The sequence below is a fragment of the Pseudoalteromonas sp. Z9A6 genome (assembly GCF_011378805.1).
Lineage (GTDB): Bacteria > Pseudomonadota > Gammaproteobacteria > Enterobacterales > Alteromonadaceae > Pseudoalteromonas > Pseudoalteromonas distincta.
In genome coordinates, this window is the sequence record NZ_WTKZ01000020.1 from 20,950 (window position 1) to 38,434 (window position 17,485).

A 17,485-nucleotide genomic window follows, 5' to 3' on the forward strand; every position below is an offset into this window, starting at 1 on the left:
CTGGGTGCTCCTTATTGTTGACCTAACATAAAATCACTTGTTGCTTGGTACGCGCTGTCGTTTCTATCGTAAACCTTTGCACCATCAACAAACACTTGTTCAGCTTTAGCATAGACACTAAATGGGCTTTGATTCCAAATAACAACATCGCCCTGCTTACCCGCTTCTAGTGAACCTGTTTTGTCATCAATACCTAACGATTTAGCAGCGTTAGACGTGATCCATTTAATAGCGTGTTGCTCAGAAATATCAAAACCATTTTCGTTAGCTCGGTACATAACCTTGCCCGCTTCTTGGTTTAAACGCTGAATAGTAGTATCTGAATCTGAGTGAACAACTGCACACGAGTTTTTAACCGCATCAACAATAGCCACATTTTCTTGAACCATGTCGTAGGCTTCCATTTTAAAGCCCCACCAGTCTGGCCAAAGTGCAGCACACGAACCATTTTGCGCAAGTAAGTCAGCAATTTTATATGCTTCTACACCGTGGTGAAAAGTACCCGCGTGGTAACCAAATTCTTTTGACAGGTCAATCATCATTGCCATTTCTTCAGCTTTATAACAATGATTATGAATACGTACTTCGCCTTCAAGCACACCGCGAAGCGTATCGTGTTTAATATCACGTACTGGTGCTTCTGGGTTTAAACCTGCCGCGTAATCAGCATCGTACTTATCCCATGCACGTTTGTACTCAGCGGCTTCAGCCCACGCCATACGGTAACCAGCCATATTACCCATACGGGTTGAAGGCAATACACCTTGACGACCATAAACACGTTTAGGGTTTTCACCACACGCCATTTTTAAACCATACGGCGCCTCTGGAAATTTCATCCCTTGCATAGTGTGTGCTGGTACGTTTTTAAGCGTAACGCCGCGTCCACCAAATAAGTTAGCTGAGCCTGGTAAAATTTGTAGAGAAGTAATGCCGCCTTCGCGTGCACGATTAAAGCCTGGGTCTTGTGGCCAAACAGAATGCTCAACCCACACTTCTGCAGTGTTAGGGCTGGTCATTTCGTTACCATCTTGATGCGACTCGACCGACGGACTTGGGTATGCGCCTAAATGTGAATGTACGTCAATAATACCCGGTGTTACCCATTTCCCTTGTGCATCAATTGTAATATCAGCAGTGGCTGTTAAGTCTTTACCGACTTGTTGTACTTTACCATCAACAAGTAATACATCAGCCTCATCTAAACGCTCACCAGTACCTGTAAGTACTGTTGCATTTGTAATAAGAGTGCTTGATGTAGAAATTGGCTGATAAGTACTTGGGTAAGGATTTTTGTTAATTGTTATTTTATCGTCTTGTGGGCCGTTTTCTTGGCAGCCTACAAGTGCAGCAGCTAAGCCAACCGCTAATAAAGAAGGTGCAAATTTTTGCATGTTGTTTGGATCTCCTGTTTTTTTGCTACTTTAGCGAAACCTAAAGGATAAAGCCAAAAAAACAGGTGAAAACGCAGTTAATTAAGATGAATTTCTGTAATTATTTCTTTATATAATTGTTATACAGCTTTTCAAGCGCACCTTCGGTGGTAAGCGAGGGATCTTTACTAATAAAGTGCTTAACCGTACGCGTTACAAAATCAGAGTTTTGCTTATGTAGCTTTGAAAAATCTTTAATAAGTGTATTACCATCTTTAGCCGCAGTAACTTTGTCATGACGATGACGATACTGGCTCAATGCTTTATTAAAATCGCCTTGATAGTCTTCAACCAAAATTTTATAAAAGTCGCTTTTTTGAACATTTAAATCGTTAATGCAGTAATTAAGCGCCTCTTTAAAGTCGGTAAATATCATGCCTTCTACATCAAACTCTTTTGTTTTTTCGCGCACGGCTACTTTGGCATCTTCTGTGGCATAGCTAAAACCCGTAAAGGCTAAACGCTCAGCGGCTTCTTTGCCTAATTTCATACCCGCTTGAATACTATGGGCAAACTCGTCGCTCATGTCGCCAAGTTCGCTTTCTTCCCACATGTTATAAACGCGCAATGGTTTAGCATATTTATTTGAGAGCTTTTTTTTAAGCTTGGTAAAGCGCTCATCAATCGTCATCAGTCTTTCGTTATGTAAAAGTGCATGGCACTCATAACACGCAGGGATAGAGATAAAGTCAGCCTCTTCACCTAAATCAACAATACTTTGTAGCATATGCAGTGGCGGACAATGATCGCGCTCTGTCGCTTCACAGCCACAATAAAAACACTGATTAAAATGCTGCTGATCGCACGCGTATGCTTGCTGATAATAACTGGCTAACGTTTTGCTCACCGTTGCTCCTAAAAAAACACGACTAAATTATGGGGGCGATAATAACAGCCTGAAAAAATAAGTTATACCAATTGCATTAAATTAGTGCTCTATTATTTTGCTAAGAAAATAGTGCAATAACAGGCACAAATAACAACGTGTAGTTATTCTATACAAATAATTTTTAACGCAGTAAGTACACTATTTAATGCAATAGAATGATTATGTTTTTTATTAGTCGCTAGATTTAAATAACGGCCGCTATTAAACCAAATAAACCACCAAACACACCGCCCCATACTACAAGCCAACCTAGGTGCTCGCGGATCATGGTCTGAATAATCTCTTTAACCATTTTAGGAGTAAGCTCATCTAAGCGCTCATCAACTAGTTTAAGCACCGTTTTATGTAGGCTTTCTGCGCTATTACCTTGTGAAAGTGTTTGGCTTACTAATGCTTTAAAGTCGTCAGTTTGAGAAATCTCACTAAGCGACAACTGCATTTTTTCAATAAACTTTTCACGCATCGGCTCTATTGCCGCTGTACCGCCAAACATTCCTAGCATACTACCAAACTGAGACTGCTCTATTACCTCTAACAAATTGTCGAATGCAGGGTTTAAATCAACATTGCTAATTATTGGCTCAAAGTCGATATTGGGCTGTGCTTTATTGAGTAAATTATTAATTTTTTGCTCTGAAAAAAACTCCGTTAATATTAAGTTTCGTATAGCGACTTTAAAGCTTTCAAACTTAAGCGCTATAACACCTGAACCATATAAAAACGGGACTTTTTCGAATAACATATGAATAGCTAATAAATTAGTTACCGCGCCAGAAAGTGCAAATAAACCAACAGACAACACAATTGCTTGGTTAAACATAAAACCTACAACAACACATAAACCCGCTAGCAAATTGGTTATTAAACTTTTGTTCATTTTAACTCCACTACAGTAAGTGTAATTTTATTCAATATAGCCGTTAATTTTACAACGTTTAGATTGTTAAATTAATACCTTTTTGCCATAGTTTAAGTATCTGTTTAAAAGGCGAGCAATTGTTATGTGGAAAACAGTAAATGAGCACATCAGCCAAGCCATTAATTTTGACTTTAAGCACACCTACAAACGCCAATTACAAAGTACAAACACCGACAAACTATTTCATATTACCAATGGTACGCATAACTACTTCGTTAAAATAGCACTAAAAAGTGAGCTCGAGCGTTTAGAAAGTGAATTTATTGGCTTAAAGCTTTTGACGCAAAATAGTAACTTTAAAGTACCTGAATGTATTACAACTGGTGCAAATATAGAGTTTTCGTTTATTGTTTTACAATGGCTTGTTTTAGATAAACAACCCCACGACACGTGGACCAATATGGGACGCAACCTCGCTAAAATGCATCAAAAACATGACCAAGCTATGTTTGGTTTTGATGTTGACAATTACCTAGCCACAACCACACAGCCAAACCGCTGGCACAAAAAGTGGGATGTATTTTACGCCGAAGAACGTATAGGGTGGCAATTACAGCTACTCGCTGAAAAAGGCATTAACTTTATTGAGTCCGAACGCTTAATTAATACCGTAAAAGAGCAACTACATAGCCATCAAGTACAACCTTCATTACTGCATGGCGATTTTTGGCGTGGAAATATGGGCTTTTTAAAAGCAGAACCAACAATATTTAACCCGGCTTGTTATTATGGTGATCGGGAAGTAGATATTGCAATGAGCGAACTATTTGCCCCCCTGCCTAAAGACTTTTATAGCGCCTATAACGCGCACTACCCGCTTTCTCAAAATTACGAAAAACGTAAGTTAATATATCAGCTATACCCCATTTTAAATCACGCCAATATCTTTGCAGGTCACTATCTTACTGAAGCTAAACAACATATAGAAAAGCTGGTATTTGAAGGTATAAAATAAGTGTCATAAGCTGCATTTCAACACTATATTTAATGAGTAAGTAGGGGTTCATCTGTAAGCGATTAAGTTGAACCTAACTTAATTATTTATAACTGGAGTGATTATGAAAGATTTTTTATCACAACGAATAACGTGCCCACACTGCGGTCACCACATACATCTAGACCTAGACGCAAGCAGCGGCGATCAAGACTATATAGAAGATTGCACTGCCTGCTGTAACCCAATTCATTTAAATATGCATATAGACCATGCTAACAATAAATTGGAGCTACACGTAGACAGTGACGACGAACAAATATTTTAACTTAAGCCTGATGGCGTAAGTAGTTCTCTACCGTATTTACAATAGTGTAAGTTTGCTGATCAACTTCAATATTAAACTTGTCACCCACTTGCGCTGCACCAATGTTTGTAATGGCGAGCGTTTCCGGAATTAGGTGTATCCAAAAACCTTGTTCATCAACTTCGCCTACGGTTAAGCTTGCGCCATTTATAGCAACAAAGCCTTTATATAACACGTACTTTTGCCACTCTTTTGGCAAGCTTAATTGTATTTTGCAGTTATTCTCAAGCTTCACTATTTGAGAGATTTGTGACGTACAATGAATATGCCCAGACACTATATGCCCACCAAGCTCAGTACCAAACGTAACAGAGCGTTCGTAATTTACTAAACTACCTAGCTCAAGCAGGCCTAAATTGGTTAACTTTAGCGTTTCATCAATCACATCAAAATGCACTTGCGCCACCACATCATGATTACTTAGCTCAACTTGCACAACAGTTAAACAACAGCCATTAATAGCAATGCTTGCGCCTAAATCTAAATGCTTAACGTACTCATCGCCCACCGATACAACTAAGCGTAACACACCATCAGTTTGAGTTTTAGAGACCACTGTTGCTTGTGTTTGCACTATTCCTGTAAACATAAAATCACTTAAAATTATTACAAAGTGCTAGTTTAACGTATCAACTCATAAAATCATTCACTACTATGATTTTTATTTGAAACGCAATGGATTACAATTGTCGCCTGTTTTATTTAGTAGCTTTTTTTATGACCTTTTGCAATTGGGAAGCCAAGCGTTTACTTTCCCTAGCCTTACCTGTTTTTTTAGCACAAGTTACACTTATTTTAATGTCGGTAGTCGACACAATTATGGCTGGCCAAGTTAGCCCTACTGACTTAGCTGCACTTTCTATTGCAACAGGGATATGGAACCCATTATTACTGGCTCTGCAAGGTATTTTATTAGCGCTCACTGGTATTATTGCGCAGTTTTCGGGCAGCGATGACCGCAAAGGCATTAGTCACTATTTTCAACAATCACTTTATTTAACCGCTATTTTAAGCTTTACAGGTTTTGGTATTGCCCATTTAGCAGATGCCATTATTTTAAAGCTCGATACAACGCCTGCTATTGCAAACCTTGCCATTGACTACATCCATTTTGTGAAATGGGGTGTGTTTGGGTTTTTAATTTTTACAGTATACAGAAACGTTACCGAAGGCATGGGGATGACCAAACCCGCCTTTTACATAAGCCTATTAGGTTTAGCCGTTAATATTCCAGTAAATTATATTTTCATAAATGGCTTATTTGGTTTTCCCGCTTATGGCGGCGCAGGCTGTGGCATTGCCACAGCAATTGTTTTAACTGTTATGGCAATAGCACAAGTTACTTACTGCCAAATGAGTAAAAAGGTAGATGCTAAAGGCCTGCTTTCATCATTCGGAAAACCTAATTTCACTACCATTGGTATTATTACTAAGCTAGGTATACCAATTTCACTAGCCACCTTTTTTGAAGTCACTTTATTTGCGTGTATACCGCTATTTATTGCGCATTTAGGTGCAGTGGCTGTGTCGGGGCATCAAATAGCAGCGAGTGTAACTACATTGCTTTTTATGATGCCGCTGAGCCTCTCTATCGCTATAAGTATTCGTATTGGTAATCTATATGGTCAAAATAATTTACAGCAGTTAAAAGTTGCCGTATCGACTAGTTACATATTAGCTATTGTAATTGCACTATTTTTGGCACTTATGACTTTTACAGGTCGTGATTTAATTAGCCAACTTTATACCGACAGCCCCGCTGTAATGGCTCTGGCTTCATCAATTATGATACTAGCGTGTGTCTACCAGTTACCCGATGCATTACAGGTTGCTGCAAATGGCATGCTTCGTGGGTTAAAATACACCACGCCTATATCGTATATTACGTTTATATCGTATTGGTTAATCGGTTTTTGTTTAGGTTACGTATTAGCAAGAACAGACATAATTGTGCCAGCTATGGGGCCGCATGGCTTTTGGGTTGGAATAATAGTAGGCCTTAGTGTCGCTGCTATTTTATTAATGCTAACAGTAAGAAAGCGTCTAAAATATGAATTTGCTAACAGTGATTCACTCAATCAAAACTAATAAGATCAGCCTTAAATCATTACCAGCTGCTTTGTTGGTAATGTGTTTTTTAATGCTTACAGGCTGCAACAAACCACAAAGTACTGTAAACGCTACTTATATTGAACGCTTAAGTAGCACAGTTAATGCAAGCCCAACACAGCCTAAGCCGCTCAAGCAACTCCCTTTACTGCAGCCTCCCCCAATAGCACAAAGTGACTTAACACTGAGTATTGTGGAGCTTGCAGGCATTAGCCAATGTAAGCTTAACGTGCTTATAAGTGAGCACAATAACCAATTAGGAAAAACAGCCAGCGCTGCTGGGCAATTAAAGTATCAAATAAACTTTATTAAAAGTACGCAGGTTTGCTTAAATACGCTTGATAAAAATAGCCCTAGTTACACAAAAATACTCGCAGCCAAAAACTATAAAGAAACACACCTAATGTACTTTTTTAATACCATGTTATTTAGAGAACCTGAGTTAAATCGTACCTGGCAACTCACCTCAAACGAGCTCACTACTGAACCCGCTGGTTTTAGCGATACCGTATTTGCGCTAAAGCAACTTGTACTCATTAAGCAGCAAATTAAAGCTAAAGAGTTTAGTACAATTAATAGCGATTCTATTTTTAGCGCACTCGAGCAGCTTAATAAATTTCAATTTAACCAAGCACTCATTCAATCAGTCCGTATGCAGGTCGTGTTAAATAACAACGCCACACAGTTTGTACAAACACTAAACTTTAATACGCTGTGCCCAGAGGATAAAAATAATAAAAACGCAAAAATCATAAGCAACGTATTTCAAAAGTTTTACCTAAAAGAAATTCAGCCCTATCAAGCGCAATTAACTGGTTATCTAGAGGTACTGCAACCACTTTATAACGAGCTTTGGTTTAACGAAAGTATCTCAAGCCCTCAAATTAATAACTTAGTAAAAACGGGCTCGACAAGTAACTTACTGAACTTACTTAAAAGCTCAGCTAAAAAACATGTGGTTTGGTGGCAAGGTTTTTATAAAACGTGTGAAATAAGCCCAATATGAATAAAAAAACGGCAAATAAACTCAAAAACAACAAACTTGCTTGATTCACCAACCGCCACGCTATATATTAGCCGCCGTTGTTAAGCAATTAACACTTACTTAAATAAAGTAATACGACTGTAGCTCAGCTGGTTAGAGCACTACCTTGACATGGTAGGGGTCGGTGGTTCGAATCCACTCAGTCGTACCAAAATTTAAGAACCCTAAAAAAATTGTACGACCGTAGCTCAGCTGGTTAGAGCGCTACCTTGACATGGTAGAGGTCGGTGGTTCGAATCCACTCGGTCGTACCAATTAAACTCTATATTTCAAACAGTTAAAAAACCCTATTCAATCTACTCGTTTGATTTTTTGTTGAAAATTAAATTCTTAGTTTTTTATTATTTTGTATTCAAAGTTTTAAAATAATGAGAGCCAAGCCTCAAAAGATCATCTTAAAAATTCCAGTTTTTATCGATTTGTGCCCAAACTTGTGCCCAAGCGCCCAAAGCACATTTTTAGCTCTTTAATCCACCTCAAAATTAGACCCCTACCCCTGATAATTACAAGTCAAATTATAAGATTGAATGGCAATGTATAAATACAGCACAACAGGGAATGACAGCTCTAGGCTATCTGCTCTACTTCTACTAGCGTAAAGTAAGGAAACACACCGCATACTATTGAACACAACTGGTAAGCTAAAGCTTTATACCAGTGATTTATAACTATAATAAAAAGATTCAAGTAAGTATCCCGGCTAACAAACGCTCCTAGCACATATACAAGAGGCGCATTCCAATTAATTGCCACTTCGTTCGTTGAGTAACTACACCAGCTATCGCTGTATGATTTTGCAGGTTCGTTGGAATCATAGTTACACTCATCCTGCTGCCCAGCTTGGGGACCGCCAACTAACATACCTGGTACTGGAGCTGTAATGCCATCACTTTGTGAAATTCGATGATGCGGGTGTTGTGGTGTTTTATCACCAAAACCAGTAACAAACGAATACCCTGTTGGGTTGCGTCCTAAAATGTAATCAACAAGCCCTTGCGCAGCCTTTAAGTACTGCGAATTATTATTTAACTCAGCGGCTTGTAGCAAAACTATTGCTTTATTTAACGCTGCTGAATTACTTCCCCACACAAAGTCAGACTTTTCCATCGCAACAATATATGGGCTATTTTTATGTTGTTTTAAATACACATCAGCTAAGTGTTTTTGCTTTATTTTAAGATCTTCGTATTCTTGTTCACTCAATAAATCTTTTGCCTTAAACAGTAAACTGCTTAAAGAAAGATACGATACATTTCTCCATGAAGGAGCTGAATAATGAATATTTATCTCTTTGTAAGTATTATAAAAACCTTTATCTCTAGTTGTTATAAATAACTCTGCAGCGGCCCAAGCAAACTCATCTTTTAGCTGATTATCACCATACTCTCCACTTTTAATATCATCAGGTTGCTCATAATATTGGGTTTGATTTTCAAGCGAGTACTTCCATGCGTTAATTGCAGCCGCTAAATATTGCTTACTTTTATTGGGATAATAGGGAGCAAGTACTCTACTGGCCACCGATAACGTCGCGGCAAAATCAAGGCTAGCCGCTGTGCTTTTTCCTATCATGTAGCGCGCTCTTTTATCTTCATGCGGCATTTCATAGCCTGGCCATTCACGCGTTGTGAGTTTATGATAAACACCCCCATCATCGCTTTGCATAGTGATCAGCCATTCAAGGTTCCATAGTGCTTCGTTTATAATATCGGGGACGTCATCTGACGATTCAGGGATGTTTAATATTTGCTTTTGATACACTTCAGGGTAGTGCTCAAACGCCGCAAGTAATGTGTACGTGGTAATACCAGAATTAACAACATACTTACCATAATCGCCCGCATCGTACCAGCCTTTTTGAGATTGCACCTCTTTCGCTTTAAAGTCATCGCCTTGCTCTGCTGATGAGTGATAAAGCACGTCGTCGTCTTTATGCCCTAAAGGCCGCGCATAAATACCTGCATACTTTTTCTCTATTACAATACTTGAACGATTTAAGTAATAGTATTTTAACGCCGCTGTATGAATCGAGTCATATACATGATTATTAATTGAGAATACGGCAGAATCTCTCACTCCTTTTACACGTAAAAGGTAATCTCCTGGTGTTACAATATCTGTAAATTCAGCGCGTTTAAAGGTGTCATTTCCTGAGTTGTCCCACATTTTAGCGTGTGATAACTGGCCGCTACGTATTATTTTATTAGTATTTACATCCACTAAATCATAAGTAGTCGCGGTTACATTTGGCACTATTGCTATTTTTTCGCTATTAACTAAATAACCAAGCTGATTAACTGCTATTTTTTGATTAGATGACTCTGTGCTCAGTTTACTAAAATCATCTTGTACTACCGCCGTGCATGCACTCAAGAAAAGCACAGCGATTAACGTTAATTTTAAAACAACATTTTTCAGGTATATCTGATAGTGACTTCCTCAAAATTATTTCTTATACATTTAATCAGTTAGTTGTGAACTGCGATAAAAATGAATTTAAACTTGATACCAAACTAAATCAAGCAATTACTTTACCTGTTTCAGAATCAGTGTTTAATGATGTGTCATCTAAACTAAGAACATATCTTGTTCTAGCGCGGAATGAAAATCTTTACGAAATACATAAAGAGTAGACAACTAAACTATCGAACTATTTTACTGCTAAAAACTCTGCAGACAGGCAAATAATGAGCCTAGATGAATACGTGCAAACCTTGCTAGAAAATCCGAAATTAGAAGCTAAATACACTGGTAATGCATACATTACACACAAACAGAAAAACCATAGACTACATGGTGTAATCATTGTTGATACCCCGAAAAAGTTAAGAAGTTATAGTATTCGTTAGAGGCAAGAATGTACTGCAATCACACGTTTATTTTGTATCAATAGTGAGCCTTTATTGCCCTACAATGATAAAAGCTGAAGATTTATATTTTGAAAAAAACTACAGCTCTAAATCAAGCTCCTCAATGCCTTTAGCAGGTACGGCGCAGCAAATAAGCGCCTGGCCTGTTTCTGCTGGGTAACTTACGTTATTGCGATAAACCACAGCGCCTGCATTTATTCTTACGGCGCAACTGCCGCAGCTACCGTTTCGACAGCCAAATTCAGGTTCTAAACCATGGGATTGGGCTACATTAAGTAAATAATTAATTATTACCTGTGGAGTTTAAAAATTCTCAGCTCTAAATGTTTAGTGTGGGTTGACCAGTACAAGTGGAGTTAGCTATGTATTGCAGATTTTAAAAGTTCTGAGCTAAATTCTATTTATGAGCACCAGATATGCCGCTCATTTCAATTTTTCGCTATCAGTTTTGTATCTAACTAAAGTGAATTGGTGAGCAAATATTCATAATCAGCTCACCTTTAATAAAAATGTTTACCAAATAGTATTTAACTCGTTAACGGTATTAAGAACACTCGCATAGCCGCCTGTTATTACATACCATTGCGTTGGGTTTAAGTAGTAAACATGTTTTTGTTGCCACGCTTGAGAGTTTTCTATAAACGGTGCTTTTGCTAAAGCTTGCTCAATATTGCTTTGCCCACCAGTTGCTAAACCTCTGTCGAGTATAAACAGCCAATTTGGTTTTGTTGCCATATAATCCTTTGTTAATACTGCAGCTTGTTTGGCTTTTTGCACTTTAGTTTGGCTTTTATCGTTATCTTTTAGCTGCGGTTTATTAATTTTATTTGGGCTTTTTATACCAAGTAGTTCATACACCATACCAAATCTGTCTCCAGGTAAGTGCGCAATAAACATATCTTTTACAGTAAATAAAACAAGCCCTGGCCCTTTACCCATTGCTTTAGCCTGTAAAGCATTAATTTTATTATTTAGATTGTTCCACAATAACTTTGCTTGCTGTTGTTTTTCAAAAACATCACCCAGTAATATAATATTTCTTTTAATATTAGAGACAAAATCATCGGAACTTAATGTTAAATCGATGGTAGGTGCAATTGCAGTTAATTTATCTAATGCTCTACGGCTGCGTGGTCCGACTATAATTAAATCAGGTTTAATTTTATGAAGTGCCTCAAAGTCTGGCTTAAATAAGCTACCCGCTGCTGCTTTGTTTGGGGAGTTATAATGAGCTAAATATTCAGGAAACACCCCCTTAGCAACCGCTGTGACATCAACATCAAGTGCTGTTAATGTATCAAGTACTCCTAAATCGTATACAACAACTTTTATAGGCTTTTGTTTTATAACAACTTGGGTATTCCCTTGGTTAATTGTTATTGGGTAATTAGCAAAGCTAGCTACTGAGAAAAAACTACAACCAGCTATAAAAAACATTTTTATTAGTATGCCGTACATTTATATTTCCTTTTTAATTTATGAACATATTAAGGATATGCTAGCATGTCACACATCAAATGATAATGAGTAGCATTTACTTTTATTGATTAAAAAGCGGTTTTTTACGTTGCAGTTTCTAAAACACTTAAAATAAATTGCCTAAGTAATACTAAATAAAATTTACATTTCTTGGCAAAGCTCATTATCCCATTCCTGCGGTAAATTGCTTTTTATATGCTCTATAAAAGCACGCTGCTTTTTGGCTAATTTGCCAAAAGGATAACATAACCAAATAGGAACAGGATGACCTACCCAGTCTTTTAAACAACGCTCAAAGCATTCGGGGTGGGCATTAAGACGCATGTTTGCTTGCCATAGAGGTAATAAACCAAGCCCATGTCCTTGGCTTATTGCATCTCCTTGTAACACCAATTGATCTGACTGAATTCGTGACGAAGGAACTCGTACACTTAATGTTTCTCCTCCTTGGTTTGTCATAACGAACTGCTCATTTTTATTGCCAATTAATTGTAACCAGTGAGTATTTATTAAATCTTCCGGTGAGTTAGGATAGCCATTACACTTAAAGTAATCTTTACTACCAAATACCCCCTGCCAAAGAATACAGAGTTTTTCTTGGCGTTGGCTGGATTCAGGTAACTGCCCCATACAAAGCAAAATATTGTCTTGCCATTGGTTTGAGTCAGCTTTTATATCTGTTTTAAGAGTCACGCTAACATCTGGAAAGCGCGTTAAAAACTGAGTAACAACATCACCTAGCCATCCTCTTAATAAGCCAGTATCAACATAGATAACGACTTCACCCTGTATTTTTTCATCTAAGGTATCTAATTCTTGTTTAGCTTCTTTCGCTATACCTAGTATTTGCTCACAATAATCGTAAAAACACAGCCCCGCCTCTGTAGGCACCAAGCTGTTAGACATTCTTTTAAGTAAAATACTCCCCACATCTTGTTCTAAGTTTTTAAGATGTCGGCTAATAGTTGATTTAGACAACTGCAGTGTTTTTGCCGAATTTGATAAGCTTCCTGAACTAACCACAGAGACAAAACTACGTAATTCTTTAAATTGAGGCATTGCAACATCCCTACTGCGTTTAATACGCTCAGTGACGGCTAATTTACATGCTAATAAATTAGCCATTACACGAGCTAACGATCAACATGTGTTGCAACTTTGGCAACACATTGTTCCATTTAATTTCCTTTACATGATAACAATAAGTATTATCATTTGCACTCTTGAATTTAGGCCTACATGTAAAGGAGAACATTTTAATGTCCAAACGATCAATGTCGAAGTTAGTACCATTGACCTGTAAAAAGTTACCTCTCACTATTTTGATCCCTATAGCCATGGGCGCTTCAGCGGCAGAAAAAACAAATGAAATGGAAACAATGGTTGTAACAGCAACCGGTTATCAGCAGAAAATTATAGATGCTCCTGCATCTATTTCGGTCATATTACAAGAAGAGCTACGTAAACAATCTTATACCACAGTTGTTGATGCTGTTCGCGATATACCAGGCGTATATGTAACTGGTGGCGGTAATATGCAAGATATTAGTATCCGTGGTATGGATGATCAATACACATTATACCTTGTCGATGGTCGCCCTCTTTCGGCAGGTCGTTCAGTAAATACTAATGGCTCAGATGGGGGTAAACAAATAGGTATTCCACCACTTGCAATGATTGAACGTGTGGAAGTTATTCGTGGTCCTATGTCATCACTTTACGGCTCTGAAGCAATGGGCGGAGTGATTAACATTATTACTCGTACGGCTCCACAGCAATGGGCCGCAAGCTTAGCCGCAAGCTATACTTCATCTATGAATGATGTAAGTAATGATCAATACAATACCGACTTTTACGCTGGCGGTGCGCTGATTAAAGATGTATTAGGCATAGAGCTTACAGGCTCAATACAACATACAGATGAAAGTGATTACTCTGGCGGTGGCGACGCTACTGCTAGCCGTCCAGACTCAGATACAACCCAATTTGGGGTTAAATTTAACTGGGCCGTTGATGATAAAAATAAGATGAGCCTAGCCTACGATACATCAAATATTGATTTTGAGCATACACCAGGTAACTCAATAGCTATTGATGCAGAAGGCTCACAGTACGAATTTGAAAAACAAATGTACTCCCTCACCCATATGGGAAATTACGGAAAATTAACAACAAACACTTATCTTCAGCAAGATTTATCTGAACGCGTGCAAGATGAAGATAAAAAAGAAGAAATAATTACGTTTAATACATCTGCAACTTATGCAGCAGAGCAACATATTTATACTGTGGGCGCACGATATAAAACCGAAGAACTTGTTGACGAAACGAATGGTTTGCTAGATGCTAACGTGGCTATTGCCAGTGATACAGTTGACCGATGGATTGGGGCTTTATTTACTGAGGTTGAATGGAACTTTATAAAAGACTTATCCATAACTACCGGTTTAAGATACGATAACGATGAACAATTTGGTTCTCATTGGTCACCTAGGATTTATGCTAACTGGCATGCAAATAACCGCTTTACTGTTAAAGGAGGGATTTCTACAGGGTATACTCAGCCTTCATTATCTCAAGCTACCGCTGGCTTTGGTCGAGGCACAGGTGGGGGCGGATCTCCTAACCTATCTCCTACTGGAACATCCATTTCACGTGCCCTGATAATAGGTAACCCTGACTTAGATCCAGAAACTAGCGTTAACTACGAAGTTAGTTTTATTTATAACGATCCTAAAATTGGACTATCGACCAGCTTAACGTTTTATCATACTGATTTTGATGATAAAATAGCAGAAGATCGCTACTGTATTAGTGAAAATATTGATAGAAATGATTTTGAAAACTATCAATGTGAATTCAGTGGGAACACTTATCAATTTTTGAGTACGCAAAAAAATATTTCAGAGGCCGAAATGCAAGGGGTAGAAGCGACTGTAAACTACCGTATTGCCGACAACCTTCGCTTTAAAGCTGACTACTCTTTTACTGACTCTGAGCAAAAATCAGGAGACTTTGCGGGTGAGCCTTTAAATAAAATACCCAAGAGTATGGCTAATGCAACCTTAAACTGGGATGCGAGTGACACAATAAATTTATGGAGTCGTGTAAATTACCGTGGTGAAACCACTGACTATTTAAGCCGTACAAGCTTAAGTGATGGTACACCCGGCTACACCATGATGGACATAGGCGCACAATATTGGATGACTGATGAGCTGAAAGTAATGGCCGGTTTATACAATGTTACAGACCGTGTAGTGACCAATGAAACCTACGGCGTTGTGCTAGACGGAAGAAGGCTTACGGTCAGTTTTAATTTTGAGTTTTAATAAAAGTAATTCAACGGAGCGTTTTTAAAACGCTCCGTTGTTTAACAAAAACAGTTGTTTTAGCGCATAATTTTGTATTTAAAAGCGCTATATTTCAAAATACTACAGCTCTAAATCAAGCATCTCAACGCCTTTAGCAGGTATGGCGCAGCAAATTAGCGCCTGCCCTGTTTCTACTGGGTAACTTACGTTATTGCGATAAACCACAGCGCCTGCGTTTATTTTTACAGCGCAACTACCGCAGCTGCCGTTGCGACAGCCAAACTCAGGTTCTAAACCATGGGATTCGGCTACATTTAGTAATGTATTGTCACCTTTGTTCCACCGCTGCTCAAAACCCGATTTACTGAATTTAATTACAGTGTTGTCTGCTTCTTCTACGCTAATCTCTTTGCTTTTATTAGGCGTTTCGTTTGTGTTAAGCACTTTTCGCTTAATAATGGAGGGCCCGAATGCTTCAGCAAATATGTTTTTATCCTGCACACCGAGCAATAACAGCTCGTTATAGACGTGCTGCATAAACGCTTTTGGTCCGCATAAAAAGAACTCGTAATCATCAAGTGGTAAATAGTATCTAAACACATCCGCATTTATTCGCCCTTTTAAATCAAAGCTTTCGTCTTTTAAATTAAGGCCCTCATCTTTTACGTTAAAGCCATTGCCTTGTTTTTCATCAAGCTCAGGCTGAGATAAAAGTGAGTAGTAATCAATTGCGCCGCCACTCGTATCAGCAAGCGTTTTTAGCTCGTTATAAAACGCACGCTGCTGTTTATTTTTAGCACTGTGAAAAATATGCAAAGGGCGTGTATAGCGGGTTCTCAACCCTTCATTGGCAATGTGTTTAGCCATTGAAACCATGGGTGTAATGCCTATTCCGCCACCAATGAGTACCGCTGGTTTAGTATTGATTGAGTCAATAAAAAATTGCCCTTGTGGGTATTTAGCTAAAATAACGTCACCTACTTTTACGTTATTATGAAAGTAGTTAGACACCTCGCCATTAAGCTCTTTTTTAATCGATAACCGATAAAATAGTTCATGCGGGCTCGATGACTCGGTGTAGGTTCTAATAACAGGTTTGCTATTACTGTTTTTGCTATTGCGACTATTTTTACTTGGTAATTGTACAGTTAAATGCTGCCCAGCTTTAAACGGTAACAAGGTTGTATTGTTATGCCCTTCTAAATAAAAGGAGGTAATTACATTACTTTCTTTTATTATTTTAGTTACTTTAAAAGGCTGCCAAGTATGTTTTAGTTTTTCGGCTTGTTTGTTTTTATCAGCCTCAAGCCACGTGCCCGTCATTTTAGTGTTAGGGGAATAAGCATCAAATTTAGCACTAAACGGGAGTAAGTTTTTAAGCCACATTCCTTTAGTGAGGGTAAATTTCCAGCCTCGGTCTGCGCCAATAAAGCCCTCTAACTCTGGATGCCCGTCCCATAAAATTTCAACGCTGCCAGTAAGCATTAATACATTACCCGTGTCAAAATCAGGAAATAACAAACCTGCTTTTGGGTTTAATAAAAAGTTACCCAAGGTATTAAAAAAATTGTTACCTGCGTAATCAGGAATCGTTAATGTGTTGCCTTCGCGCTTTACAAAACCCGGCAACCCACCACGGTGAGAAACATCAACCCCTTCAATTTTTGGATTGTTTTTTGCGGTTATAAAACTCGATACAAAAAATGTATCGGTGGTGTCAATTAACGCACTGGCTGCGTTATCAATTGTATTAAATTCAACTTTTTGTACTGCACTACTTTTAACTAAAGGATCTCTATTAAACGTTAAGTCGCGCGTTTGAATATATTGCGGGCAATTTCCAAAAGATTGATCAACATTAAAACTCACCTGATTATCACTAATTGCCTCACCTACGCGCACATTTAAACGGTTACGCCTACGCGTGCTTAGCTCAATGCCTAATAAACCAATTGGCGAGCCGGCAATATTTAACGTGCCATGTAAGGGGTCGTTTTTATCAACCGCGTGCGTCATTAATAACGACCTAGGTGTGGGGGCGCTTAAAAAGCCTGACTGCCATGAAACAATAGATACCCACACATCGGCATTTTCATCAACACTGCCTGCAACCACAAATGGTAACT

The 17,485-nt window shown here is 38.3% G+C and carries 14 protein-coding genes and 2 tRNA genes; 7 read left to right on the forward strand and 9 right to left on the reverse strand.

What is annotated here, in order from left to right; genetic code table 11:
• Positions 1-11: 11 nt before the first annotated feature.
• From GQR53_RS09605 to GQR53_RS09615, 3 genes are all read right to left on the reverse strand, one after another.
• Positions 12-1,394 carry an amidohydrolase gene (locus tag GQR53_RS09605; RefSeq protein WP_165743793.1) on the reverse strand — a complete coding sequence of 461 codons (1,383 nt, stop codon included), beginning with the start codon at positions 1,392-1,394 and terminating at the stop codon, positions 12-14.
• A 100-nt stretch (positions 1,395-1,494) separates the two neighbouring features.
• Positions 1,495-2,280: a hypothetical protein gene (locus tag GQR53_RS09610; RefSeq protein ID WP_002962505.1), complete on the reverse strand. Its 786-nt coding sequence runs from the start codon at positions 2,278-2,280 to the stop codon at positions 1,495-1,497.
• Positions 2,281-2,506: 226 nt separating this feature from the next.
• Positions 2,507-3,199: a hypothetical protein gene (locus GQR53_RS09615; RefSeq protein WP_024603971.1), complete on the reverse strand. Its 693-nt coding sequence runs from the start codon at positions 3,197-3,199 to the stop codon at positions 2,507-2,509.
• A gap of 124 nt (positions 3,200-3,323) precedes the next feature.
• Here GQR53_RS09615 and GQR53_RS09620 point away from each other — a divergent pair, with 124 nt between their 5' ends.
• Together GQR53_RS09620 and GQR53_RS09625 are read left to right on the forward strand one after the other, a co-directional pair.
• Positions 3,324-4,196: a fructosamine kinase family protein gene (locus GQR53_RS09620; protein ID WP_165743794.1), complete on the forward strand. Its 873-nt coding sequence runs from the start codon at positions 3,324-3,326 to the stop codon at positions 4,194-4,196.
• 103 nt (positions 4,197-4,299) lie between these two features.
• Positions 4,300-4,503: a CPXCG motif-containing cysteine-rich protein gene (locus tag GQR53_RS09625; RefSeq protein WP_002962509.1), complete on the forward strand. Its 204-nt coding sequence runs from the start codon at positions 4,300-4,302 to the stop codon at positions 4,501-4,503.
• A gap of 1 nt (position 4,504) precedes the next feature.
• Here the strand turns inward: GQR53_RS09625 and GQR53_RS09630 are convergent, their stop codons facing one another.
• The gene (locus tag GQR53_RS09630; RefSeq protein ID WP_165743795.1) at positions 4,505-5,131 is read right to left on the reverse strand and encodes a riboflavin synthase subunit alpha; all 627 of its coding nucleotides are present in this window, start codon (positions 5,129-5,131) and stop codon (positions 4,505-4,507) included.
• A 128-nt stretch (positions 5,132-5,259) separates the two neighbouring features.
• On the opposite strand from GQR53_RS09630, the gene GQR53_RS09635 reads away from it, so the two are divergent.
• The 4 genes from GQR53_RS09635 (at position 5,260) to GQR53_RS09650 (ending at position 7,950) form a co-directional block, all read left to right on the forward strand.
• Complete coding sequence (locus GQR53_RS09635) at positions 5,260-6,630, forward strand: MATE family efflux transporter (RefSeq protein WP_165743796.1); 1,371 nt, start codon at positions 5,260-5,262, stop codon at positions 6,628-6,630.
• Positions 6,593-7,657, forward strand: coding sequence for a DUF3080 family protein (locus GQR53_RS09640; protein WP_165743797.1), 1,065 nt, complete (start codon positions 6,593-6,595; stop codon positions 7,655-7,657). The genes GQR53_RS09635 and GQR53_RS09640 overlap by 38 nt, the downstream gene beginning before the upstream one ends.
• Positions 7,658-7,770: 113 nt before the next feature.
• Positions 7,771-7,847: transfer RNA gene (locus tag GQR53_RS09645), tRNA-Val, on the forward strand.
• A gap of 26 nt (positions 7,848-7,873) precedes the next feature.
• A tRNA-Val gene (locus GQR53_RS09650) sits at positions 7,874-7,950 on the forward strand.
• A 313-nt stretch (positions 7,951-8,263) separates the two neighbouring features.
• Here GQR53_RS09650 and GQR53_RS09655 read toward each other — a convergent pair.
• From GQR53_RS09655 to GQR53_RS09670, 4 genes are all read right to left on the reverse strand, one after another.
• A complete protein-coding gene (locus tag GQR53_RS09655) occupies positions 8,264-10,078 on the reverse strand; it encodes a glycoside hydrolase family 9 protein (protein WP_331461831.1) in 1,815 nt (604 codons plus the stop codon).
• A 566-nt stretch (positions 10,079-10,644) separates the two neighbouring features.
• Positions 10,645-10,857, reverse strand: coding sequence for a 2Fe-2S iron-sulfur cluster binding domain-containing protein (locus GQR53_RS09660; RefSeq protein ID WP_165743819.1), 213 nt, complete (start codon positions 10,855-10,857; stop codon positions 10,645-10,647).
• A gap of 222 nt (positions 10,858-11,079) precedes the next feature.
• A complete protein-coding gene (locus GQR53_RS09665) occupies positions 11,080-12,024 on the reverse strand; it encodes an ABC transporter substrate-binding protein (protein ID WP_165743798.1) in 945 nt (314 codons plus the stop codon).
• Between the two features lie 162 nt (positions 12,025-12,186).
• A complete protein-coding gene (locus tag GQR53_RS09670; protein WP_165743799.1) occupies positions 12,187-13,170 on the reverse strand; it encodes a LysR family transcriptional regulator in 984 nt (327 codons plus the stop codon).
• A gap of 134 nt (positions 13,171-13,304) precedes the next feature.
• Between GQR53_RS09670 and GQR53_RS09675 the strand changes: the two genes are divergently transcribed.
• On the forward strand, positions 13,305-15,377 hold the full coding sequence (locus tag GQR53_RS09675) for a TonB-dependent receptor (protein WP_231619975.1): 2,073 nt from the start codon (positions 13,305-13,307) through the stop codon (positions 15,375-15,377).
• Positions 15,378-15,479: 102 nt separating this feature from the next.
• Here GQR53_RS09675 and GQR53_RS09680 read toward each other — a convergent pair whose 3' ends face one another.
• Positions 15,480-17,474: an FAD-binding oxidoreductase gene (locus GQR53_RS09680; RefSeq protein WP_331461832.1), complete on the reverse strand. Its 1,995-nt coding sequence runs from the start codon at positions 17,472-17,474 to the stop codon at positions 15,480-15,482.
• Positions 17,475-17,485: the final 11 nt, after the last annotated feature.